This window comes from Flagellimonas lutimaris (genome assembly GCF_051494225.1).
Taxonomy (GTDB): Bacteria; Bacteroidota; Bacteroidia; order Flavobacteriales; family Flavobacteriaceae; genus Flagellimonas; species Flagellimonas lutimaris_A.
Window position 1 is genome coordinate 373728 of sequence record NZ_JBNPYE010000002.1, and the last position, 23194, is coordinate 396921.

At 40.4% G+C, this 23194-nt stretch carries 28 protein-coding genes; 9 read left to right on the forward strand and 19 right to left on the reverse strand.

Going from position 1 to position 23194, the window contains the following annotated elements:
• Window positions 1-38 precede the first annotated feature (38 nt).
• The 6 genes from ACQQ5U_RS06870 to ACQQ5U_RS06895 form a co-directional block, all read right to left on the reverse strand.
• The gene (locus ACQQ5U_RS06870; protein ID WP_437396237.1) at window positions 39-602 is read right to left on the reverse strand and encodes a hypothetical protein; all 564 of its coding nucleotides are present in this window, start codon (window positions 600-602) and stop codon (window positions 39-41) included.
• A 361-nt stretch (window positions 603-963) separates the two neighbouring features.
• Window positions 964-2517 (reverse strand): L-piperidine-6-carboxylate dehydrogenase, encoded by a 1554-nt coding sequence (gene amaB / locus ACQQ5U_RS06875; RefSeq protein WP_437396238.1) that lies wholly within the window; start codon window positions 2515-2517, stop codon window positions 964-966.
• Between the two features lie 70 nt (window positions 2518-2587).
• On the reverse strand, window positions 2588-2962 hold the full coding sequence (locus tag ACQQ5U_RS06880; RefSeq protein WP_437396239.1) for a DUF1304 domain-containing protein: 375 nt from the start codon (window positions 2960-2962) through the stop codon (window positions 2588-2590).
• Window positions 2959-3501: a 3-hydroxyanthranilate 3,4-dioxygenase gene (locus tag ACQQ5U_RS06885; RefSeq protein ID WP_437396240.1), complete on the reverse strand. Its 543-nt coding sequence runs from the start codon at window positions 3499-3501 to the stop codon at window positions 2959-2961. The genes ACQQ5U_RS06880 and ACQQ5U_RS06885 overlap by 4 nt, the downstream gene beginning before the upstream one ends.
• 106 nt (window positions 3502-3607) lie before the next feature.
• The gene (locus ACQQ5U_RS06890) at window positions 3608-4120 is read right to left on the reverse strand and encodes a CAP domain-containing protein (RefSeq protein WP_437396241.1); all 513 of its coding nucleotides are present in this window, start codon (window positions 4118-4120) and stop codon (window positions 3608-3610) included.
• Window positions 4121-4307: 187 nt separating this feature from the next.
• Complete coding sequence (locus tag ACQQ5U_RS06895) at window positions 4308-4838, reverse strand: CvpA family protein (RefSeq protein WP_437396242.1); 531 nt, start codon at window positions 4836-4838, stop codon at window positions 4308-4310.
• A 60-nt stretch (window positions 4839-4898) separates the two neighbouring features.
• Here ACQQ5U_RS06895 and ACQQ5U_RS06900 point away from each other — a divergent pair, with 60 nt between their 5' ends.
• Genes ACQQ5U_RS06900 through ACQQ5U_RS06910 form a run of 3 tightly spaced genes read left to right on the forward strand, consistent with a single transcriptional unit; the run spans window position 4899 to window position 7236 of the window.
• Window positions 4899-5255, forward strand: coding sequence for a hypothetical protein (locus ACQQ5U_RS06900; RefSeq protein WP_437396243.1), 357 nt, complete (start codon window positions 4899-4901; stop codon window positions 5253-5255).
• Window positions 5256-5564, forward strand: coding sequence for an antibiotic biosynthesis monooxygenase family protein (locus ACQQ5U_RS06905; RefSeq protein ID WP_437396244.1), 309 nt, complete (start codon window positions 5256-5258; stop codon window positions 5562-5564). It abuts the gene before it with no gap.
• A gap of 4 nt (window positions 5565-5568) precedes the next feature.
• Window positions 5569-7236, forward strand: coding sequence for a glycerol-3-phosphate dehydrogenase/oxidase (locus tag ACQQ5U_RS06910; RefSeq protein WP_437396245.1), 1668 nt, complete (start codon window positions 5569-5571; stop codon window positions 7234-7236).
• On the opposite strand, the gene ACQQ5U_RS06915 is transcribed toward ACQQ5U_RS06910, so the two are convergent.
• Window positions 7233-8234, reverse strand: coding sequence for an NAD(P)H-dependent glycerol-3-phosphate dehydrogenase (locus ACQQ5U_RS06915; RefSeq protein WP_437396246.1), 1002 nt, complete (start codon window positions 8232-8234; stop codon window positions 7233-7235). The genes ACQQ5U_RS06910 and ACQQ5U_RS06915 overlap by 4 nt on opposite strands.
• Before the next feature lie 124 nt (window positions 8235-8358).
• Here ACQQ5U_RS06915 and ACQQ5U_RS06920 point away from each other — a divergent pair, with 124 nt between their 5' ends.
• Window positions 8359-9279 (forward strand): nicotinic acid mononucleotide adenyltransferase, encoded by a 921-nt coding sequence (locus ACQQ5U_RS06920; protein WP_437396247.1) that lies wholly within the window; start codon window positions 8359-8361, stop codon window positions 9277-9279.
• A 95-nt stretch (window positions 9280-9374) separates the two neighbouring features.
• Here the strand turns inward: ACQQ5U_RS06920 and ACQQ5U_RS06925 are convergent, their stop codons facing one another.
• Window positions 9375-10217: an AraC family transcriptional regulator gene (locus tag ACQQ5U_RS06925; protein WP_437396248.1), complete on the reverse strand. Its 843-nt coding sequence runs from the start codon at window positions 10215-10217 to the stop codon at window positions 9375-9377.
• Window positions 10218-10355: 138 nt separating this feature from the next.
• On the opposite strand from ACQQ5U_RS06925, the gene ACQQ5U_RS06930 reads away from it, so the two are divergent.
• Together ACQQ5U_RS06930 and ACQQ5U_RS06935 are read left to right on the forward strand one after the other, a co-directional pair.
• The gene (locus ACQQ5U_RS06930) at window positions 10356-11321 is read left to right on the forward strand and encodes a phytanoyl-CoA dioxygenase family protein (protein WP_437396249.1); all 966 of its coding nucleotides are present in this window, start codon (window positions 10356-10358) and stop codon (window positions 11319-11321) included.
• Between the two features lie 82 nt (window positions 11322-11403).
• The gene (locus ACQQ5U_RS06935) at window positions 11404-12930 is read left to right on the forward strand and encodes a SulP family inorganic anion transporter (RefSeq protein WP_437396250.1); all 1527 of its coding nucleotides are present in this window, start codon (window positions 11404-11406) and stop codon (window positions 12928-12930) included.
• Window positions 12931-12941: 11 nt separating this feature from the next.
• On the opposite strand, the gene ACQQ5U_RS06940 is transcribed toward ACQQ5U_RS06935, so the two are convergent.
• From ACQQ5U_RS06940 to ACQQ5U_RS06975, 8 genes are all read right to left on the reverse strand, one after another.
• Entirely contained in the window at window positions 12942-13547 is a 606-nt protein-coding gene (locus ACQQ5U_RS06940) for a DinB family protein (RefSeq protein WP_437396251.1), read from the reverse strand.
• 31 nt (window positions 13548-13578) lie between these two features.
• A complete protein-coding gene (locus ACQQ5U_RS06945) occupies window positions 13579-14052 on the reverse strand; it encodes a hypothetical protein (RefSeq protein ID WP_437396252.1) in 474 nt (157 codons plus the stop codon).
• Between the two features lies 1 nt (window position 14053).
• Complete coding sequence (locus ACQQ5U_RS06950; protein WP_437396253.1) at window positions 14054-14881, reverse strand: META domain-containing protein; 828 nt, start codon at window positions 14879-14881, stop codon at window positions 14054-14056.
• A complete protein-coding gene (locus ACQQ5U_RS06955; RefSeq protein ID WP_437396254.1) occupies window positions 14878-15297 on the reverse strand; it encodes an META domain-containing protein in 420 nt (139 codons plus the stop codon). Before ACQQ5U_RS06955 ends, ACQQ5U_RS06950 begins: the two co-directional genes overlap by 4 nt.
• A gap of 97 nt (window positions 15298-15394) precedes the next feature.
• On the reverse strand, window positions 15395-16102 hold the full coding sequence (locus ACQQ5U_RS06960; protein WP_437396255.1) for a membrane or secreted protein: 708 nt from the start codon (window positions 16100-16102) through the stop codon (window positions 15395-15397).
• A gap of 80 nt (window positions 16103-16182) precedes the next feature.
• On the reverse strand, window positions 16183-16662 hold the full coding sequence (locus tag ACQQ5U_RS06965; RefSeq protein WP_437396256.1) for a c-type cytochrome: 480 nt from the start codon (window positions 16660-16662) through the stop codon (window positions 16183-16185).
• A 112-nt stretch (window positions 16663-16774) separates the two neighbouring features.
• The gene (locus tag ACQQ5U_RS06970) at window positions 16775-17737 is read right to left on the reverse strand and encodes a YheT family hydrolase (RefSeq protein WP_437396257.1); all 963 of its coding nucleotides are present in this window, start codon (window positions 17735-17737) and stop codon (window positions 16775-16777) included.
• A gap of 3 nt (window positions 17738-17740) precedes the next feature.
• Window positions 17741-18718 (reverse strand): NAD(P)H-dependent flavin oxidoreductase, encoded by a 978-nt coding sequence (locus tag ACQQ5U_RS06975; RefSeq protein ID WP_437396259.1) that lies wholly within the window; start codon window positions 18716-18718, stop codon window positions 17741-17743.
• 117 nt (window positions 18719-18835) lie between these two features.
• Here ACQQ5U_RS06975 and ACQQ5U_RS06980 point away from each other — a divergent pair, with 117 nt between their 5' ends.
• Window positions 18836-19312 (forward strand): acyl-CoA thioesterase, encoded by a 477-nt coding sequence (locus tag ACQQ5U_RS06980; RefSeq protein WP_437396261.1) that lies wholly within the window; start codon window positions 18836-18838, stop codon window positions 19310-19312.
• 5 nt (window positions 19313-19317) lie between these two features.
• Here ACQQ5U_RS06980 and ACQQ5U_RS06985 read toward each other — a convergent pair whose 3' ends face one another.
• Both ACQQ5U_RS06985 and ACQQ5U_RS06990 read right to left on the reverse strand, forming a co-directional pair.
• Window positions 19318-20220 (reverse strand): DMT family transporter, encoded by a 903-nt coding sequence (locus ACQQ5U_RS06985; protein ID WP_437396263.1) that lies wholly within the window; start codon window positions 20218-20220, stop codon window positions 19318-19320.
• Complete coding sequence (locus tag ACQQ5U_RS06990) at window positions 20220-20570, reverse strand: arsenate reductase family protein (protein ID WP_437396264.1); 351 nt, start codon at window positions 20568-20570, stop codon at window positions 20220-20222. The genes ACQQ5U_RS06985 and ACQQ5U_RS06990 overlap by 1 nt, the downstream gene beginning before the upstream one ends.
• Window positions 20571-20730: 160 nt before the next feature.
• Here ACQQ5U_RS06990 and ACQQ5U_RS06995 point away from each other — a divergent pair, with 160 nt between their 5' ends.
• Entirely contained in the window at window positions 20731-21195 is a 465-nt protein-coding gene (locus tag ACQQ5U_RS06995) for a DinB family protein (RefSeq protein ID WP_437396266.1), read from the forward strand.
• Here the strand turns inward: ACQQ5U_RS06995 and ACQQ5U_RS07000 are convergent.
• Window positions 21192-21932 carry a DUF3298 and DUF4163 domain-containing protein gene (locus tag ACQQ5U_RS07000; protein ID WP_437396267.1) on the reverse strand — a complete coding sequence of 247 codons (741 nt, stop codon included), beginning with the start codon at window positions 21930-21932 and terminating at the stop codon, window positions 21192-21194. The genes ACQQ5U_RS06995 and ACQQ5U_RS07000 overlap by 4 nt on opposite strands.
• Window positions 21933-22018: 86 nt before the next feature.
• On the opposite strand from ACQQ5U_RS07000, the gene ACQQ5U_RS07005 reads away from it, so the two are divergent.
• Window positions 22019-23173 carry a cystathionine gamma-synthase gene (locus ACQQ5U_RS07005; RefSeq protein WP_437396269.1) on the forward strand — a complete coding sequence of 385 codons (1155 nt, stop codon included), beginning with the start codon at window positions 22019-22021 and terminating at the stop codon, window positions 23171-23173.
• The last annotated feature ends 21 nt before the right edge of the window (window positions 23174-23194 follow it).

Sequence of the window (23194 nt, forward strand, 5' to 3'; positions counted from 1 at the left end):
AGCTTAAGAACCTGTCTTTGCTTAGAAACTCATTTGTGCTAATATTTACCGGCGCGATGCTTTTCTTGCCACTCAAATAATTGTTCCCAATGACCCTCATAGGCCATTTTTGCCTGCATGGGCCATGAGGCAGGATCATGGATACGGTAACTTTTTCCTCCGGAATGGAGCACCTCTTGACATTTGTCTGCCGAGGTTTCGGCCAAATCCTTCCACGTTTTAATGTCAAAGTTGTGGAAGAGGCCTTCAATTTTTGGACCGATACCCTCCACAAGCTTTAGATCGTTTTCCTTAATGGTTTTGCCAAAAGCCGCCTTGGCTTCCTTTGCATCAAAGAAAAAGGATTTCTTCTTGGAGGGGTTTATGGCACTGTCAAAATTAAGTTGCTTTGTTTTGGTGGTGTAAGTATCCAGTCTTTTTTTACAAGTTTCCAGATCGGACTTTAACTTGGCATTCTGTATTTCAAGGGAATTGATTTCAATTGATTTTTCTGGTGCCAATGGCGTGTCCGATTTGCCAAAAAAGTAACCAAGGACCCCAGAAATGATTCCCGTACAAGCCAAAATAATCCAATACCATATGGTTGAACTTTCCCATTCCATAATTTAGTTGTTTGAACAGTAAAGAACTGCTCACTTAAAATATTAAAAAAATCTTAAAATTCTAAATTAAAATCTCAGGAATTCAGCTAATTGAAAAAAATGGGCATTTGTAGGAAAAATCAAAAACAGAAAATGGAATAAAAGATACCAACCATACAGTTTTTATAACCACTGGTAAGATACCGTTTAATATCTCGCTGAAATATTATGAAATTTAGGCCAAATATTAGGTAAAGAACCCTGTTTCTCCCGACAAAGTTCCGGCATTGGAACGGGGTTTTTAAGTTAAGTTTGAGTTAGTTAAGTTGGTTTTAAAGACTGCCCACTTAGGTTTAATCCTAAATGGGCGGCTTTTCTTTTTTTATAGATCAAACTTAATACCTTGTGCCAATGGCAACTCTGTAGTATAGTTAATGGTGTTGGTTTGTCTGCGCATGTACACTTTCCAAGCATCGGAACCACTTTCTCTACCGCCTCCAGTTTCTTTTTCACCTCCAAAGGCTCCACCAATTTCAGCTCCAGATGTACCAATGTTCACGTTGGCGATACCGCAATCTGAACCTTCAACGGAAAGGAATCGTTCGGCTTCTCTTAAATTATTGGTCATTATAGCAGATGATAGGCCTTGTCTCACACCGTTTTGCATTTCTAGGGCATTTTCAAGGTCACCTTTATATTTCAAAATATATAACACAGGGCCAAAGGTCTCATGTTGAACAATTTCAAAGTGATTTTGAGCTTCGGCAATGGCTGGTTTTACATAGCAACCACTTTCATAGCCCTCACCTTCCAATACACCGCCTTCGACCAAAATGTTTCCGCCTTCGGTTTCAACCTTTTCTAGGGCGTTCAAATAATTTTTGACAGCGTCTTTATCGATTAGTGGTCCAACATGGTTGTTTTCGTCCAAGGGGTTGCCAATTCGAATTTGCTTATAGGCATCTACAATGGCATTTTTCACCTTATCGTACACATCTTCGTGAACAATCAATCGGCGCGTTGAGGTACAACGTTGTCCGCAAGTACCAACAGCACCGAATACGGCACCGATTACGGTGTTTTTAATGTTGGCATCGGGAGTTACGATAATGGCGTTGTTACCACCAAGCTCCAATAATGTTTTACCAAGACGTCCAGCTACTGTCTGTGCGACTATCTTTCCCATACGGGTGGAACCAGTAGCCGAAATCAACGGAACGCGTTCATCCTTTGTCATAATTTCACCTACGGTATAATCCCCGGTAATCAAACAAGAAATACCTTCGGGAACACCATTTTTGGCAAACACACGGGCAGCGATGTTTTGGCAAGCCACGGATGTCATTGGAGTTTTTTCAGAGCCTTTCCAAATACAGGCATCACCACAAACCCAAGCTAGGGCAGTGTTCCATGACCAAACTGCAACAGGGAAGTTGAAGGCCGAAATTATACCTACAACACCAAGCGGATGATATTGTTCGTACATGCGGTGACCAGGGCGTTCACTGTGCATGGTAAGTCCGTGCAATTGCCTTGATAAGCCTACGGCAAAGTCACAGATATCAATCATTTCTTGTACTTCGCCCAATCCTTCCTGGTAGCTTTTTCCCATTTCGTAGGATACCAGTTTGCCCAATGGTTCTTTCAATCTCCGAAGCTCATCATTAAACTGTCGAACCACTTCACCGCGTTGTGGGGCCGGCATGGTTCTCCATTTTTTAAAACCTTCTTGAGCCGTACTAATTACTTTTTCGTAATCCTCTGGAGTTGTTGCTTTAACTTTTCCGATTAGAGCACCATCTACAGGTGAGTAGGACTCAATGATATCTCCATTGGAAAACCAATTCTCTCCTGTGGAAGTACCATTATTTATTTCGTTTAAGCCAAGTTCTTTTAAGGCTTCTTCTATTCCAAAAGCAGTTGCAATTTTTGACATTTATAACTTTTTAGTGATGTATTGTTATATTTTTACAATATTACGAATATTCTCCAAGAGGATAAACGGTTTAGAGGAATTGCTGGACCAGGAGAAGAATTATTCCTATAATAGCTGGAAGCCCCTGAACCATAAATATTTTTTTTGACGCTGTTAATGCACCATAAATACCGGCAATCGCAACACATCCCAAAAAGAAGAATCCCACATAAACTTGCCACGTAGCATCTTGTATTACCAAGGACCAAATAAGCCCTGCAGCCAAAAAACCATTATAAAGGCCTTGATTGGCTGCTAATGTTTTTGTGGGTTCGAATAAGTCTTCCCGGAAGTTACGGAACACTTTTTTGGCCTTGGTGGTCCATGCGAACATTTCCAACCACAGGAAATAAATGTGGAGCAAGGCCACAATCAAAATGATGATTTTTGCTAAAAGGAGTATCATTCTTCTTTGGCTGTAAAACGTTCATCAACCGGCATAACGGTTCCACAATTATCACAAGTGCGCAATTCTTCCGAACCGTAAAAGTGCTTAAAATGACCTAGAAAATCCTTCTCAATATCATTCAATTTAAAATAGACCTCGTACAATTTATGATTGCAGTTGTCACAGAACCAAAGCAATCCATCTTCCGCATCAAAATCTACACGTTTTCGCTCCACTACTAGCCCAATGGAACCTTCTTGCCGCGCAGGGGAATGAGGGACTTTGGCGGGGTGAAGGTACATATCGCCAGGTCCCAATTTCATGGTCTTTTTTTGGCCATCTTCTTGTATGTGTACTTCTATATGCCCTTCGAGCTGAAAAAACAGCTCTTCTGTTTCATTGTAGTGATAATCCTTTCTTGCGTTGGGTCCGGCCACGATCATAACTATATAATCGCCGGACTCTTTGTAAAGGTTTTTATTACCGACTGGGGGTTTCAGCGTATCACGATTTTCCTCAATCCATTTATTAAGGTTAAAAGGTGCCTGTATTGCCATGTTCAAAGATTTTACGAAAGGTAAAAAAAACCTTGCTGGCAACATAGTAATTAACAAAAAAGACCTGCCACTTGGCAGGTCTTTCATACTTTATATTCTTACTTGGTTACTCAATTTTAATAAATATCTGTGTAAAATAAGGTCTTCCATTTTTATCCAGTTGAACACTCAATGTGGTGTGGGTAAAATCGCCCTCCATGGCTTCCTTATGTGTAGCACTTTCCACCCATGCCTCCAAGGTTTTTTCTGCTGAGGTATAATATCTGGCCACATTTTCCGAAATACTTACGGCATTGGTCTCTTCAGCAATTTTAGTTGCCCGTGAATCAAAATTGTCATGACTCAGCACATTGTGTGAAATCATGTAATCCGTATGCTCTTCTGCATATTTGTATGCAGGGACACTATTTTCCAAGGTATTTAACCCTATAGAGGTTCGGTGTTGGTTTACCAAATTTACGAGCTCTTCCTCCATAGCTGCAGGGTCTACTATAATTTTTTCATTACCTAAATTGGTTTCGGTATATAGTTGTTCAAATTCTTCTGTCGAGGATTCGCTACAACTACCAAATAGCACTAAAAAGACCATTACCAGCGTAATGCCAGAAAATTTTTTCATTTTTCGGGGTATTTTTTTGGGAGTGTTCTAAATTCCCTAGTGTTCTCGTTGCTAAACTAATGGAGATACTACCCTATTCCATGAAATTTCCATGTTTGGCATATTATCACGTTGAAATACAGGAAGCTGGGTTTAACCGCACTAAATAAAAAATGCAGAACTCCTTTTATCGGGAAAAGTAGGCCGTTTATATAATTTCCTCAGTAGCCTCTATTTGGTCTGAAGGAGTCTTTTCCTCATCATCAAAAACATAGGAAAAAACCAAATCTCCTATTTCCTTGATAGGTTCATAGAAAACGGATTCTTCTTTGGTTTCATCACTGAGGAAACCTAGAGGAGAAGCAAGCTTTTCGAAGAAAATAAGAAATGCACCCAAAATCACTGCAACTTTTAAGGCACCGAAAATACCCCCAGCGATTTTGTTCAAAAGTCCGAGCATGGCAAAATCAGCAATCTTGGTCAAGAATTTGCCCGCCAAGTTCACCACAATGATGATGGCAAAAAAAGTAATTAAAAATGCAGCAATTTTTAGGTATTGGTCGCTCCAGTCAAAGCGTTCGGCGAGGTAGTTGCCCGTGATGTACGAAAAATGGATAGCACCGTAAATTCCTGCAATGAGAGCGATCAAAGAGGCCAACTCTACAAAAAGACCATTTTTGAGACCTTTGTAAAGGCCCCAAACCAAAAGAATTCCGATGATAATATCCAAAAAGCTCATACGCGGGTTTTAACAAATATAGAATATTGATTTGTACCTTTGGTACTCATATCAAAACACATGTCAAGAGACGAACAATTAAAGAAACGATGGGAATTTTTGGTGAAAAAACTATCAGCACAATTTTCTGATGGTGACCCGCTGGAATTGGATGGGATTGTTTATTTGGTAGGAGTTCAGGAACTCGGCAATTTTCACCGTAAGTTCAAAAAGGATGAAAAAGTCAATTTGATGCATATTGCCATCTGCAGACTATTGGAACCTTATGGCTACTACGATTTTGATTTTTTCGATGATGATGGATGGCCTCATTATAAAGTAAAAGAACAGTTACCACCATTAAAAGCTGGGGAACAATCTGTTTTAATGAAGGAAGCCTTGGTCAATTACTTCATAGAAAAAGAATACATCACCTAAATGGAGCTAAAAAAACCTTACTACGCCGTAATTTTCACCAATCTTAGAACTTCTGGTGATGATGGTTATGCGAAAATGGCCGAAGAAATGGAAGAATTGGCCAGTAAACAACCCGGTTTTCTGGATTTTGAAAGCGCCCGCGACGGTCTGGGAATTTCTATCAGTTATTGGGAGAGTTTAGAGGCAATTGCTAACTGGAAAGCCCAGTTAGATCATAAAGAAGCCCAAAAGAAAGGAATCCAAAAATGGTACTCTTGGTATAAAGTTAGAGTATGCCGAGTAGAACGGGAATACGAATTCAACAAATAGACCCATGAGCGAGAACATTGCTTTTTCAAACGTAGATAGAAAAGAAAACCTGCAAAAAGTTGCCAAAGAGGCGTATGACCTTGTGGTAATCGGAGGCGGAATCACAGGAGCGGGTATTGCTTTGGATGCTTCTTCTCGCGGCATGAAGGTTTTGTTGCTCGAAAAAGGTGATTTTGCCTCGGGCACTAGTAGCAAATCTACCAAGCTCATACACGGCGGACTCCGTTATTTAAAGCAATTCGATTTTTGGTTGGTGAAGGAAGTGGGTTCAGAAAGAGCCATCGTACATAAATTGGCTCCTCATTTGGTATTGCCCGAAAAAATGTTGCTCCCGCTCATCGAGGGTGGTTCCTATGGAAAATGGCTAACCTCCATCGGCTTGAAGGTCTACGATATTTTAGCCCAAGTTTCAGGGGATGATAAACGGCAGATGCTGGAAAAAAAAGAGGCCATGAAACTGGAGCCGCTTTTGCCCAAAAAGATTTTAAACGGGGCAGGATATTATGCTGAGTACCGAACCGATGATGCTCGACTCACTTTGGAAAATTTAAAGACCAGTCTTCAATTTGGTACACAGATATTCAATTATACCAAGGTCACCGATTTCATCTACGAGGATGAGCAAGTAGCAGGCGTAAAATTTACCGATGAAGTCTTTGGAGATGACTATAGTGTTTCATCAAAATATGTAATTAATGCCGCTGGGCCCTGGGTGGATGAACTCAGAAGTGTAAACCGGTCCAAAAAAGGCAAGCGATTGCATTTGACCAAAGGAGTCCATTTGGTGTTTCCAAAGGAAAAACTTCCCGTAAAACAATCCGTTTATTTTGATATTCCTGATGGCAGGATGATGTTCGCTATTCCCCGTGGTAAAGTGACATACATTGGTACTACCGACACCAATTTTAATTTGGACAAGGATCATGTCACAACAGATATTGCAGATGCCATCTATTTGGTATCGGCGGTGAACAATATGTTCCCGGATATTGAATTGGAACTGGACGACATTATTTCCTCGTGGGCGGGCTTGCGTCCTTTGATTCACGAAGAGGGTAAATCGGCCTCAGAACTATCACGAAAAGATGAAATTTTTACTTCCGATACAGGTTTGGTGAGCATTGCGGGAGGGAAGCTCACGGGATACCGAAAAATGGCCGAGCGAACGGTAAATCGCATCGCTAAAAAGATGGAGGAGGACCACGATTTGGAGCTGGAGCATTGCACTACTGATAAAATTCCGCTTTGTGGAAACGACTTTAAAAAGTTTAAGCACGTAAAAAAATACATTGGTAAGGTACAAGAGCAATTGCAAGATGATGGATTCGCTAAATACGATGCTTGGTACTTGGTGACCACTTATGGGAAACAAACCGAATCCATTTTAGAGTTGTATGCCAAAATCAAAGGCGACAAACCCAAGGAAAGGATGATCAGGGCCGAAGCACAATTTACCATAGCCTATGAAATGGCGTTGAATCCCTTGGACTTTTTTATAAGAAGAACGGGCCGACTTTATTTTGATATTGACAGCGTTCGAAAATACAAGGAACCTGTTTTTGAAGAATTCCAGCAGGCTTACAATTATTCAGCAGAAAAAATGGAGGCTTTTTCCAGGGAATTGGATGCGGAATTAAAGGAGCATTCCGATTTTTCTTTGGAGCGGGATTAATCCAACTTCTCCGTCAACTTCTCAAACACCTTTTTCGGGTTCTTGTTTTTATAAAGCACTTGGTACACGGCATTGATGATTGGTGTTTTGGATTTCTTTTGCAGTTTATCCATAAGGTCATGGGCACTTTTGGTGGCGTAATACCCTTCGGCTACCATGTTCATTTCCATCATGGCACTTTTTACGGTGTAGCCCTTACCTATCATATTCCCGAACATGCGGTTTCGACTAAAAACGGAGTAGCCTGTCACCAATAAGTCGCCCAAATAGGCCGATGCATTGATGTTCCTCTTCATTTTGTACACGCGATCTATAAACCGTTTCATCTCACGGATGGCGTTGCTCATCAGCACGCTTTGGAAATTATCCCCGTAGCCGAGTCCGTGCGCGATACCCGCAGCGATGGCATAAATGTTTTTTAGCATGGCAGCGTATTCGGTACCGATAATATCATCCGATATTTTGGTACGGATATAGTCACTCTTTAGGTGTTTGGCCACCATTTTGGCCTTGTCAGCATCCGCGCAGGCAATGGTAAGGTAAGATAGTCGCTCCAAGGCGACCTCTTCCGCATGACAGGGACCAGTTAAAACCCCAATGTTCTCAAAAGGAATATCATATTTCTCATTAAAATGCTCCCCAACGATCAATCCACTTTCCGGAACAATTCCTTTAATGGCGGAAAAGATGATTTTATCCTTAAGTGTGGCCGTCAAATTCTGAAGTTCCCGATCCAAAAAAGCAGATGGGATGGCAAAAATGAGCACATCGGACGCTTCCACCACTTTATTGATGTCATGGCTCATGGCAAGTTGGTTTACATCAAACTCTACGGAACTCAAATAGTTGGGATTGTGCCATTCCTTTTTAATGTGCCGAATAGCGGAATCGCTTCGCATGTACCAGTTTACTTGGTCCAAATTTTCGGTTAACATTTTAACAATGGCCGTTCCCCAACTTCCACCTCCAAATACTCCAAACGTAGGTTTGTCTTTCATGCATCCAAATTAGGGTGTAAATCTAAAAAATAAATTCATCAGACTGTTTTAGTTTGATTATCAAATAGTTAAAAAATTTGGCACAGTGCTTGGTTTATGTAAGGAGAACTTTAAAACCTCGATTATGAAAAATGGAAAACTACTCTTTGGAATTTTGTTCATTGGTCTTTTGGCCAGTTCTTGCTATACCGAGGTTATTGTGGAAGATGATTTAATAGAAGAATCACCGATCAATACCGCTTTGGTTTTGGAATCGCACGACCTTTGGTATGTGGATATCAATGAAACCCGTGGAAATGGCGAAGTACCATTTTTACAACGAGCGTTCACCATTTCTTTTGATAGAGGAATCATTTACGCAAACAACAACCTTTCAGGATTGGGTAAAACGGGCAATGGATTTGGAATTGATGTGGGAACTTACGCCACTTATAGCGGACAAGTGGAAATAGACCATGATTTGGATGGTCTTTGGTTGATGGAAGTGTTCGCCTTGGACAACAACACATTGGAATTGTACGACCCACGTTCGGATACCTCTTATATTTTGGAGGGATACCAGAAAAGCAATTTTGATTTCGATATGGTGTTCTACGACAACATCCACTATTTTTTACAGGAATACCAGGTTTGGGAGAAAACCTATACCAGTGAGGTGGGTGCATTGAACGAGTTTGATGAGGAAAACTATCTACAGTTTTTTGAGGCCGGAGGTGGATATTTTAGATCGTCTGTGGATGCAACAAGCATTCCACTCAACAATATACAATGGGATTATGAAGGGGATTATGAAGTGTATGATGTGGCAAATGATGCGTCATTAAAAACTTTAACACTCGATTATGACTTCTTGGACAATGATTATTTTGAGCTATACGTTATTAATGATAGTACCATAGAGTTGTACCATGTATCCAGCGGAACGGTTTATGAATTCACGGGAAGAGGATATATTCAATATTTAAAATCAAGCGGCGGAACAGGTAAAAAACGTTCAAAGACCAACAATCCTGTAATGGATGTTACCCGTCAACGAAATATGTAAGGAAGAACAATTTTGTTCGACTATACAAACAGTTTTTTGGTTGGTTATTTAGTTAAGAATCGCCCTGGGCACACTTGCTCGGGGCGGTTCTTTTTTCATTGGTTTCTCTTTTTGTAATCCGAAGGATTTTCGCCGCTGATTTTTTTAAAGGTCCGATTAAAATAGGACAAGCTCTCAAAGCCACATTCGTAACAAGTCTCGCCAATATTCCTGCCCGTCAACAACAAACGTTTGGCTTGGGTAATGCGATATTGATTCAAGAAATTGGTAAATGTGCTCCCCGTATTCTTCTTGAAATACCTGCAAAAAGCCTCTTTTCCAAGGTTGATGTATGCCGCAATATCGTTCAAAGCTATTTTCTTGGAATAGTTCTCATCAATATAAGAGTAGACTTTTTGCAAACGTTCCTGTTGTTTGTTGGCCTTATCGTTTATGATGGGATTGGTGTGCAAGAGCTCAAACTCATCACTCTTTGCCAAAAGTTTGAGCAATCGTAAAATTTTAAGGAACTGTTCAAATCGATTCATTCCTTGTAACTGCTTCATAGTGGTTCCAACCGTTTTTTTGGTTTCACCGTAAAAAGCGATGCCGTGCTGCGACCTTTCCAACAGTTCGTGCACATCTTCCAGTTCTTCGATTTCAGTAAAAACTTTCTCTTTAAAAGAAGAACTTATGTGCAAAACCTCTTTGTGATATTCTGTTTTGATCCCATGATCAAAATTCAAATGGGGAATGTTGGAACCAATCAGAACGAGGTCGCTCCCTTTAAAATTGGAGATGTGCCGCCCAACATGACGCTTACCATTTGCACCTTCAATATAGACCAGTTCAAATTCAGGATGAAAGTGCCAAAAAAAGAGATCGTTCAACTTGGGATTGTGCAATAAGTGAAAAGAACTCTTATCGTTTGGTTGGATGTTTTCAAGCTGAATTTTCATTGTATTGCTCAAATAAAACTAAAAATAAACATTATAAATCAAAATAGTTCAAATATTGGTCAATGATAGGGTGGAAACCGCTGAGTAGCTCCCATAGTTTTGGGGTATAGATTATTTAACTAAAAAAACTAAAATAGAATGCAGCAAAAAGTAGAAATGGCCAATAAAGCTCACGAAGCGATACCGGGAAATCCATCCACTGCAACTAGCAGTAAAACAAAACTCAACGATAGGTCGAATAGTGAACCTTTAAGAGTGCTGTCCGAAGAAGACTGGGCATTTTGGATAAAGAACGGATACATTGTAATAAAAAATGCCGTTCCAAAGGAACAAGCCAAAGCTACCGCCTATTTTTTATGGGAGTTTGATGAAAAAGACCCGAACGATCAAGAAACTTGGTATGCCCCTCCCCGTGCTGAAATGAAAATGAAAGAGCTTACGGGAACTGGAATGGTGGAAGTGTACAATCACCAGCATTTGTGGAACAATAGACAGACCCAAAAGGTATATGATGCCTTTGTTGACATTTGGGGCACGGAAAAGCTTTGGGTGACCATTGATCGTGCCAATTTAAATATGCCGAAACGTCCAGGGGAGAACAAAAAAGGATTTATTCATTGGGATTACGATCCTGAGACAAAACCTCAAAATGTTCAGGGGGTGTTGGCCTTGGCCGACCAAACCGATGAAAACATGGGAGGGTTTCAATGTATTCCATGGTTATATCGTAGTTATGATACGTGGAAATTGACCCAACCCGAAGACCGTGACCATTTTCAGCCTGATATAACAGGATTAGAGGACAAAATTGTGAAGGTGAAATTGGAAGCTGGTGACCTTTTGATTTTCAACAGTACCCAGCCACACGGAATCCGCCCAAATAAATCTGGCGACAAGGTGCGGATTGCACAATACATTTCCATGATGCCCGCCGAAGAGGACAATAAAGAAATGAGGGAATGGAGGATCAATTCATGGAAAAACAGGATTGCTCCAGAAGGCTATGCCTTTCCGGGAGATCCAAGAAAATGGGAACAAACCAAATACGAAACCGCAAAATTAAGTCCACTTGGTGAAAAGTTATTAGGGTTATCTAACTGGTAGATTATCAAATCCTTAAAAATTTCCAGTCGATTAGGGTCTTGCATTTAATAATACTACTTTTGCGCGCTTCAAGAAAGAAGCCATGAAAAAGTATCTCAACCTTTTTGATTTTTCCCAGAAAGTAAACTATCGTACAGAAATTTTATCGGGCTTAACCGTTGCACTTGCCTTGGTGCCCGAGGCCATTGCCTTTGCCTTTATTGCAGGCCTGTCTCCCTTAACCGGTTTATATGCCGCTTTTGTTATGGGATTGGTCACTTCAATATTGGGTGGCCGACCAGGAATGATTTCTGGTGCTACTGGCGCCGTTGCGGTGGTCATCGTGAGTTTGGCCCGGCAGTATGGGGTAGAATATGTTTTTGCAACGGTAATTCTTGCAGGAATTATGCAGATGCTGGCCGGTTTTCTTCGACTTGGCAAATTGATGCGTTTGGTACCGCACCCCGTAATATTTGGATTTGTGAACGGTTTGGCCGTAATCATTTTTATGTCGCAGATGAGCCAGTTTCAAACTGTGGATGGTGAATGGTTGAGTGGAAGTACTTTGTATATTTTCTTGGGATTGGTACTATTGACCATGATAGTGATTTGGGGGCTCCCTAAATTGACCAAAGTGGTTCCGGCATCTTTGGCCGCCATTCTATTGGTGTTCGGGATTGTGTTTTTCCTTGGATTGGAGACACGAACCATTGGTGATATCGCTTCCATTCAAGGAACATTTCCTCCTTTTCATATTCCCGACCTACCTTTTACTTGGGAAACTTTGCAGATTATATTTCCCTTTGCCGCAATTGTGGCAGGGGTTGGTTTGATTGAAAGCCTTTTGACCCTAAATATTATTGATGAGATTACAGAAACGCGTGGTCGTGGAAACAAAGAAGCTGTAGCTCAAGGAACGGCAAATATCCTTTCAGGACTTTTCTCTGGAATGGGGGGGTGTGCCATGATCGGGCAGAGTTTGATCAACACCTCCAACGGTGCCAGAGCAAGACTTTCCGGGATTGTCGCCGCTTTGATGCTTTTAGTCTTCATTATGTTTGGTTCCGGATTAATTGAAAGGGTACCAATGGCCGCACTTACGGGTCTGATGATTATGGTGGCCTTGGGAACCTTTGAATGGGCTAGTTTGAAAACTTTCCGTAGAATGCCAAAATCTGATGTTTTGGTCATGGTACTGGTAACTTTGGTGACTATTTTCCTTCACAATTTGGCCCTGGCCGTTTTGGTCGGCGTTATTATTTCCGCTTTGGTATTTGCTTGGGACAATGCAAAACGTATCCGTGCCCGAAAAAGCATTGATGATGAAGGCGTGAAACATTACGAAATCTATGGGCCGTTGTTTTTTGGAAGCACCACATTATTTGCCGAAAAGTTTGATGTGCTCAACGATCCTGATGAGGTAGTTATCGACTTTAAAGAAAGTAGGTTGGTGGATATGTCCGCCATAGAAGCTGTCAACAAGATGACCGAGCGCTACCGTAAAGTGGGCAAAAAAGTACATTTGAAGCATTTGAGCGGAGACTGTAGACGATTGTTGGCCAATGCCGACGATATTATCGAAGTAAACGTTTTGGAAGACCCAACCTATAAGGTCGTGGTGGACAATTAAAAGGGACTTGTTTAATCTCTAGTCTTACCCAAAAAGACATTTACATTCGGATTCTGTGGGTTTCCACTTGCTCGGCGCATCAATACAATTTGGCCCGTATGATGAATGCAATCTGAAATCATACCATTGATCATATTCCAATAGGGAAATTCGGATGTTCTGTCTCCTTGTTTAAAAACCACTTTAAACTGTTCCATTTCTTGAGAGCTTTTACCTAAGATTTTTAGGGTCGCAGCCTTTAAGTTTTGCAATGTTAGTGCACGGAGCTCTTCGTATGAATATTTTGGTGGATTTTTCGGTCTCTCATATGGCTTAGCATCTGGAGCCAATAAAATATTGTTGGACATCACATGGATATGTTCCAAAGTTTCCAAGATGGTTCGCCCATCTTCTGAAGGTTTGTACGTCAAGTCCTTTTCGGTCAATCCTTCGGTGGCCCAATAGTACCGATACCCTAACCCATCAATCATTCTGGATACTAAATTGCCTGAGGAATAATCAGAAGGATAGGCAGGTATTTCTTTATAGGGGAGTTCCATTTCTTGTGCTTGAATGTTTGGTTGTACCGTCAAAATAAAGAGAATAACTGCAAATTGAAAGGGGAAACTGTTTTTCATGAAATAATTGAATTGAAAAGTAAATTTAGGTCTAATCACATTCGGATTTGGTCAACGGCATGGAAGAACTAAAGTTAAGGGTTTCTTTATCTTTAAATGTTGTTCCAGTTTCATCCAATTCCCCAAAACCTTCAATGAGTTGTTCATCATCTAGCAAAAAAGCAACCTCTCGAGAACTCTCAATTCCTTCGGAGATAAAAGTGTAACTTCCGATGAGAACACTATCCTTTAAGATACCTGAAAATATACCTGAATTGGCGTCTTTCTCTTTGAGGGAATAATTAAGATTGCCCATTACGGAATCGCTGATTTGGGTAATTTCCATAACAATCTTGCTTCCGTTGGCATTGTATGTGTAGCAACCAACTTCCAAATTTTTAATGCTGGGCACTTCAATAAATTCTTCTTCAGTTTCCACCATAGTTTCAACTTCTTCTTTCTTTTCTTTGGTCTTACAGCTTACCAAGGCGAGCGTTAATACTAACACGAATATTGTCTTTTTCATTTTAGTCTATTTTTCTTAACACTAAGAGGTTTTCTTTTGACCCATTGGATAGGTATAGTCTATTATTCTCTACTTTATAATTTGTACTTGCCTGTAGAGCGGTCAAGAACTCGGATTCTTTTTCCATGTTGGGGCATGCCATTCTTGTAGAGGCTACTTGAGTAAAGCGAAGTACATCTTTTTCGTAAAAAAGGCTTCCTGTCATTCGGTTACAGCCCGAAAAACCGAAAAACCTATTGCTATTGATGTTGACTTCCATATTGGGAACATCTTTTCCGTTGAAATCTTCTTTGGATACGGTTGCACCTTTCATTTCCTCCAATACCCAAATATCGTGAAGCCTATAATCAGTGATGTAAGAGCCACAGCCTTCAAAAACCTGGGCTTCGTCCTCTCCTGTAGTTTTATAGGAAACAGTTACCGTATAAGGCGAAACTTCGCCAGACATGGCATTGGTACATTCCTTATGTGCGATAATAATGTCTAACAAAGTGGCCTCGGTTTGAATTCGGTACATGGCAATGTTGGAATCCTGAGCTTTAATGGGTTCCGTAGGTGGTGTTTGTATCGTGTCCTCCATTGTCTTGAGCTCAACTTTGTTGTCGTAGATTTTGAGTCCCCAAAACGGTTCTGTCCCCGTTGCTTTAAAATAACTACCATCAATTTTCATGGCAATCGGTTCCAATTTCCTTTCTTTTTCTTCTACTTGAACAGTATCTGTTATTGACTCTTTTTCTATTGCCTCTGGTTCAGAAGATTCTTGTTTTTTCTTTTCCACACAACCGAAAAACAAAAAGAAGGCACAACTTAGGATGAGTATATTTTTCATGGTTCCACTTTTTTGAAACGCATCATAGGTATTTCCCTAATCAATAGATTGAGTTTGCCATCTTCTACGGCATAGCCGTCAATTTTCTTCATCATTTCCAAGAATTGACGTTCGCTGCCTCCACAGAACATCATGGTAGTTGGGCCTGGGTCTCCAAAAGAAATGGAATTGCCCTCTAGCTTATAACCTGCTGTATATCCGTTGCAGCTATCTGTTCCAAATACTTCGCCGGATTCTTTGTTGAAAGCGATTTGTGGTTTTTTATTGGGGAATAGACCATGAAAAGCAATACGGGGACCAGAAATATATTCCAGTTCCCACGTGGGGCCGAAAAGCATTTCTTCGCTGGATTTTGGTCCGTCACAGGATTCTGCTAGTAATACGGCAGAGAAAAGTAATATGACTGAGATTCTCATTTTACAGAAATTTATGGTTAATGTATCAGAAAATTACTAAAAATATGGTTGTGATACACTAATTCATAGAGTTAACAAACGAGTAAATATGCCATTTTTAATCCTTTCGTTTACTCCAAACCTCGTAAATGGGCTTTCCTTTGCTGCTTAGCCCAGAATGATGCCAATCTCCATCTTTTAGTTCATATTTAAACTGTAAACTGGCACCAACCCTCGAATCATCCCGGGAAAAGAAACCTATGTTTTCGGTGTATTTGCCATCAATTGTGGTATAGGTTCCACCTCCTGTACCCATGAACTCCTTGGTCTCGGTATTATAGGCAATCCATTGAAATCGGGTTCCAGATAATATTTTCATTGTTTTTCTGGGTCCCGAAGTATCTCGCTGTACAATTTTACCATCCCGTTTTCTTCCAGAAATCAGCCATGCACCAAAAAGGTCGCCCGGAGTTCCGTCATCTATTTGGACCCATGTCATTTCGCCTAATTCAAGGTTGTCATTATTAATGCTATACGACTTGGATTTGGTCTCCCCGACCAATTCAGGGTTTTGGGTAGAAAACTCGTATAAGAAGTCAATTGTTTCACTATTTGATGCGTAACTGCCTCCATTTGTTCCCACAAACTTTCCGTTGGCCTTTTCAAAAATAGCTTCGGAAAAGAAACCATTTGTAAATGTAAGGGTATGCTCCACTTGGACCCCGTCATCATTGGATTCTACGGTGGCCCATGAGCCATGCAGGTCTTGTGCATATATAAGAGGGGCTAATAGTAAACAAAGTGCCGATAATATTATTTTTTTCATTGCCTAAAGTTTCTATTAAGATAAAAAAAGCTGCTGTTTTATGGTAAAACAGCAGCTTTCAATATAATAGAGTTGGATTGTTAGAATGTTCTCAAGTACTCGGCAACATCTCTGGCCTCGTCTTCTGTCAAATTTTGGTTAAGCATTATTGCATTGTTGTATTCTTTCAATAAAGCTTTGGCAATGGGATCTTCTTTTAGCATCCCATCAGGATTCAAGATCATGTTCATTACCCATTCTGGGCTTCTTCTATCATAAACTCCTTTTAATGCGGGACCGATCATACGTTGGTCTATCATATGGCATGCAACGCAAATGGCATCAAATTTAGCTTTACCACGTGCAGCCATTTCATCATTGATGTCTGCAGGAAAATCCACACTGGTTATAGGTCCCACACCTTTGTTGTCCAAATCAACGGGAACACCTTCTTTGGCTTGCGTTTTGTTATCTTCAGTTTTGGTGCGGCTCACCTCAAAACCATCTTTCTTTTCTTCTTTTTTTCCACCGCAACTTGCTATCAAGGCACCTAGAGCCAAGACCATTACCATTTTTTTCATTCTGAATTCTATTGAAGTTTGTTTGTGTAAATGTAGGCACTAAGATAAGTAATTAGGGACTAATAATAGGAGTGTATTTTGTTTTGTACCTCACAATTAGTCCATCAACACCTTATTTAATAGAATCAAAAAAATCCAAAGCCCTCTTTTCCGTATAGGTTATATTGTTCTTTCCCCAGAAGCCAACATGCCCGCCATAGCTGGGAGTTTCCAGATATAGTTTAGCATTGTCGTCAGTTTCTTTTACAGGATAACATTCAGGGCCTAAAAAGGAATCATCTTTGGCATTTATGATTAAACTAGGCACCTTGATATTTGGTAAAAATTGTAACGAGCTGGATTGCTCGTAATAATCCAAGGCATCTTTAAAATGATGCGCCCTGCTGGTATAGATATCATCAAAATCCTTTAAGGTTTTAATCCTTTTGATATCGGCATCGCTGATTTTTTCAGGAAACAGCTGCTGTTTTTCCCGTAACTTGCCCAATAAATTTCCTTTGAACCGTATGGCGTACATTATGTTCTTTGTGCTGAGCAGTTGTTTGCAGGAATCGTGAAGGTTGCAAGGTACCGATACTGCAACGGCCCCCTTCAGTTCCTTGGGAACATCGTTGCCTTCGCCCAAATATTTAAGCAATAAATTGCCGCCCAAACTAAACCCTTTCAAATAAATATCGGAGTAATTTCTTGTGTTCAGAATGTGGTCGAGCACTTCAATTAAATCCTCTGTGGCCCCGGAATGGTAGGAACGGTACATTTTATTGGGTTCGCCACTGCAACCTCGGTAGTTTACAGCACAAGTATCGTATCCATTTTGGTTGAGTATTTTAGCACTTCCGGTTATGTACGGGCGTTGGGCATCCCCCTCTAATCCATGTAGTAGAACCACTAATTTTTGGGTCGGGGTTGATGAATCGCTCCAATCCAAATCCAAAAAATCCCCATCAGAAAGGTTCAGCCTTTCCCTTTTTTGAACCACACCATTCACCGAACGGATAATGCCTGAGTAAATGGTGGCAAAATAACCATTTCTGAAAAGAAAAGGAGGGGTATAGTTGGAATTGACTTGAGGCATTGGTTAATCCTTTGGATAGGTTTTTAATAGGTTGGCCTGCTCTTCTATGGCTATTTTAAATTCACCTTTTAGGTTATTGACGAGATTTGATACTGGCAGCACATTGTCTATGGTGGTTACTCCTTGACCGGCCGACCAAATCGTCTTCCATGCTTTGGCTTCGGTATCGAGTTCTTTCCCAAAATCTATTTTCCTGCCTTTTTTTAAATCTTCTTCAGAAATTCCAGCTGCATTGAGACTTGCAGCCAAGAAGTTGGCGGGAACACCCGAAATAGCCGCTGTGTAGATTACATCACTAGCTCCGGCATCCATAATCATTTTACGATATTCTTCCGTGGCCTTACTTTCTTCCGTGTTGATAAAACGGGTGCCCATGTAAGCAAGGTCGGCTCCCATTTGCAGGGCAGAAGCAACATCTCTTCCAGTACTGATGCATCCCGAAAGAAGTATCGTTTTATTGAAGAATTTTTTCACTTCGGCAATCAAACTCATCGGGTTTATGGTACCTCCGTGCCCACCTGCTCCAGCGGACACTAAAATAAGTCCATCTACTCCAGCTTCAGCCGCTTTTTCGGCATGTCGTTTTTTAATAATGTCGTGAAAAACCAACCCTCCGTAACTGTGAATCGCATCCACAACTTGGCTCACAGCACCCAAGGAAGTAATTACAAGAGGTACTTTGTGTTTTATACAAAGTTTTACATCGGCCTCTAGTCTTGGATTAGTGGGGTGGACCACTAAGTTTACACCAAAAGGAGCTGCTTTTTTTCCAGTTTTCTCCTCAAACGCTTTTAATTCTGATTTTATTTGAATGAGCCATTCCTCAAAACCTTCACTAGTACGTTGATTTAATGCAGGAAAGGTGCCCACAATTCCATTTTTGCAACATTCCACTACCAGTTTTGGTCCAGAAATCAAGAACATGGGAGCAGCAATAACGGGAAGTGATAGATTTTTGATGAATTCAGCTTTTTGGCTCATGGGTTTCGTGTTAAACTATGTTTAAAAATAGGAACAATTCTTCATCCTTATTGGAATCAGTTATCAAAACTATGGTATTTTTACAATTATTATGCATGCATAACAAAATAACCCACTATGTTTTTCAAAGAATTTGAGATTAGATGGAGCGATATAGACGCTAATAGACACTTGGCGAATTCCGCCTATATTAATTTTATGAGCCATACTCGAATGGCCTACCTGGGACTGCTTGGCTTTAACCACAAAAGCATGGCGGCTAACAATATTGGTCCAGTAGTATTCTATGAGCACGTGTATTATTTTAAAGAGGCATTTCCCGGCAGACCGGTAAAAGTTTCATTGGAATTTGTTGGGATGAGCGAAGACGGAATGTTTTTCGAGTTCAGACACAACTTTTACGATCACAAAGGCAAAAATTTTGCACGTTGCGAAATGATGGGCGCCTGGATTGATTTGAAAGAAAGGAAATTAACGGGATTGCCCAAAGAATTCTTGGAAGCTTTTGAATCCATGGAAAAATCAGAGGACTTTAAAATTTTGACCAAGGCCGATACTAGAAAGCATGTTCAAACCCCAAAGGATTTGGATTAAGTTTATCAACCTTTGTTTATTCTGGGTTTTGCCTTTTTACTGGCCAAATAAACCCCGACGAACACAAAGGTCATGGCTGCAATTTTAACTAAGGTTAAATGGTCTTTACCCGAAAAAAGTGCAAAAAGAATGCCTACTAAGGGCTGCATGTACATAAATGCTCCAATAGTTGAGGCCTTTAGCTGGGTTAGGGCAAAAACATTGAACAAATAGGTCAAAAATGTGGTTCCGATAACCACAAAAGCCACAGAGCCATATGCCCAAAGAGGTATAGTGGACCATTTTATCTCCAAAACCTGTGGTAGGGTAATGGGCAGATTAATGACGACGGCAATTGAAAAAAGCCATTTCATCATTGTAAATGGATGATATTTTTCGACTAGTTTTTTTACTACAACTAGGTAAGAACCGTATGAAATTGCATTAATGATGAACAAAAAGTTACCCAAAGGTATATTTGGGGCATCTTGACGCGTTTCTGCACCAAATAGAATGAGTCCGACCGCTCCTACAAAACCCATAAAAATTCCTAGCCCCTTGTTCAGGGTGATTCTTTCACTCAAAAATAGAGCTGAAATAACCACCACAATTATGGGAGAAATAGTTACCAAAACAGCACTGTTAATGGGTGTGGAAAGTTCTAGACCTTTAAAAAAAGAAAGCATATTAATTGACATTCCCAAAATAGCGCAAATCAATACCCTGCCCCAATCCCGTTTCTCTATTTTTTCTTTGGGACCAAAAAAAGAAATTAACCAAAACAGAAGGGCGGCTCCTACAACTCTTAAAAAAATAAACCCAAAAGGTTTAACGTGTGCGGGCATGACACCTTTGGCCACGGTATGGTTTATGCCATAAATAACCGTGGCACCAATCGCAGCCAATATGGCCAGGGTTCTTTTACTCATCAATGAAGGGCTTCCTTGGTGGCTTGGACCGTTTTCTTGGAGTTGCCAACAAAAATTTGGTCATCTACAAGAACAACCGGCCGTTTTAAAAAGGTATAGTGTTCCAGAATCAAATCTTTATAATCGTTCTCTGAAAGCTCTTTCTCATGGAGGCCCTTTTGTCTAAAAAGCATGGCCCTACGACTAAAAAGTGATTCATAACTTCCGCTTAGTTTTGCCATTTGCTCCAATTGTTCGGGAGTAATGGCTTCGGATTTTATTTCTTGAAGCGCTACTCCGTCCAATGGCTCCAATTCTTTTAGGATACGTTTACAGGTAGAGCAACTGCCCAAATGGTATATTTTTTTCATGAGTACAAAGTTGGATGGACAAAGGAAGGCAAAAATCCATCAAATCAAATTACTTACATGTAAATTCAACAGCTTTTTGGAGAGGTGTTTGTTTTTATTAATGCATTGGAATACTTTTTCAGATTTTAGGCATAGTTTTGCGTCAACCAATTACCAACTTATGGAAAAGATATTTGACATTCTTCTTAAAAACAGAAAAATACTTCACGATTTTTTGCAGAACACTCCCAAGGAGGAGCTATTTAAAGTTCCCGAGGGATTCAACAATAATATTTGGTGGAACATTGCCCATGTGGTGGTAACTCCCCAATTGTTGATGTATAAATTGAGCGGTCTGGATTTTACTATTGAGGAAGAGTTGGTCAACAAGTATAAAAAAGGAACTTCGCCCGATGGTGAACCGTCAAAAGAGGAAATGGAAAAAATATCAGCCTATCTCTTCAGTACCGTTAAGCATATCGAGTTGGATTACCAACACGGCAAGTTCAAGAATTTCCAAGAATATATGACCTCGCCAAAAATTGGATTAAATAGTCCAGAGGATGCTTTGTCTTTCAATGTATTCCACGAAGGGCTTCACTTGGGTGCGATATTGGCTTTAAAAAAAGCTTTGGCGCAAGCTTAGGATTTCATCTTTCTTTTTAAGTACAGATTGATTTCATCATAAGGCAAAATCAACACAATAGGTCCATCTGCATAGGAGGCTACTTCGTATTGGTTGTAAATTAACTGCACCCCATCTTTTGTATACCCTATATTGTTTGGTAAGTGAAACGAATCGCCTTCGAACATAAAACCTGTAGCATTGATGTTTGTATCCTGGGGTATTTTTTCTTGGATTCGAAACTTGGTTTCCGCAAAATCCTCGAATCCATCCAAATCATCAAAAAGCTCCCAATTTTCCAGTTCAGTACCTTGCTTTTTGTCAAAATTTAAAAAAGATGTGGAAGCGTAACCATGTGCACCGCCGGTAAAAGAATATGAATTCAACTTTAAGGTAACCACATTTTCATCCTCGTAAACTACTTCGCCATCTATTGTGGCCTCCCATTGAACTTCGTCCGGAAATTTTGTCTTAAGTTCTTTGTAGCTACTTGTGAATGATTTTATCGCTTTGTCCGCACTGTCAATTGTTTTGTCTTCGGTAAAAGATAGAATACTGATGATTTCCTCACTAAGCGACCTGTTTATGGCTTCGGAAACTGGTGAATCGTCCAGTGCATTGGGAATATTGATTTCTATTTTTGGACAGCCATCACATTCTTCGCTTTGTAGTTTTATGGGTTCAAAAGTAAGTTTGCTCTCAGATTGGCAACTTATCAATATGAATAAAAAAAGGATGGAGCCAAGGTGTTTTTTCATGGATTGAGGTTTTGGGGTCATCAAAAATAAGACTTAGTTGATTAGGCCGAAAGATAGCAATACATTTGTATGAAGATACTTTCAGTATGGGTAAAAAAGAGTTAAAATTCAATAGTAAGACCATTCATGGTGGGCAGCGCCCCGATGAAGCTTATGGCGCCGTAATGCCTCCCATTTATCAAACCTCTACGTATGCACAGCCAACTCCGGGAGGGCATAAAGGTTACGAATATTCCAGAGGAGCAAACCCCACCAGAACCGCTTTGGAAAATGCCGTGGCCAGTTTGGAAAATGGAAGTTTTGGGATGGCTTTTGGCAGTGGTATGGCCGCTATTGACGCTGTGATGAAACTTTTGGGCCCTGGCGATGAGGTGATTTGTACGAGTGACCTTTATGGGGGAAGCTACCGCCTTTTTAAAGGGGTATTTGAAAAATATGGGGTCAAATTTTTGTTTTCCGATATGGTGGACATGGGAGAATTGGCTTCACATATAACGAATAACACCAAATTGGTGTGGGTGGAAACGCCTACCAATCCCATGATGAACATTATAGATATTAAAGAAGTATCAAAAATCACGAAAGAACATAAGCTGCTATTAGCGGTGGATAATACTTTTGCAACACCGTATCTACAGCAACCGTTGGAATTAGGTGCTGATATTGTAATGCATTCCGCTACAAAATATTTGGCTGGCCATAGCGATGTAGTGGTGGGGGCGTTGGCGGTAAAGGATGAAATATTGGCCGAACAGCTTTATTTTATTCAAAAATCGAGTGGAGGAATCTGTGGGCCTATGGACAGTTTTTTAACGCTACGTGGCATAAAAACACTCCATGTGCGTATGCAACGACATTGCGAAAATGGAGAAGCCATTGCAAAATATTTGGCAAATCACCCTAAAATCGATACCGTATACTGGCCTGGGTTTGAAAATCACCCCAACCATGATGTGGCAAAAAAACAAATGAAAGGTTTTGGCGGGATGATTTCCTTTGTGCCGAAAGGCGGAAATTATGGAGAAGCCATTAAAATTGTGGAGAAACTTCAACTATTCACCCTTGCCGAATCGTTAGGTGGTGTTGAAAGTTTGGCGGGACATCCGGCGAGCATGTCGCACGGGAGTATTCCCAAAGAAGAAAGAGAGAAAAATGGTGTTGTTGATGCCTTAATCAGGTTGAGTGTGGGTATTGAGGATGTAGAAGATTTGATTGCCGATTTGGAGCAAGCCCTTAATTAATATTTTTTGAAAAATTTATAA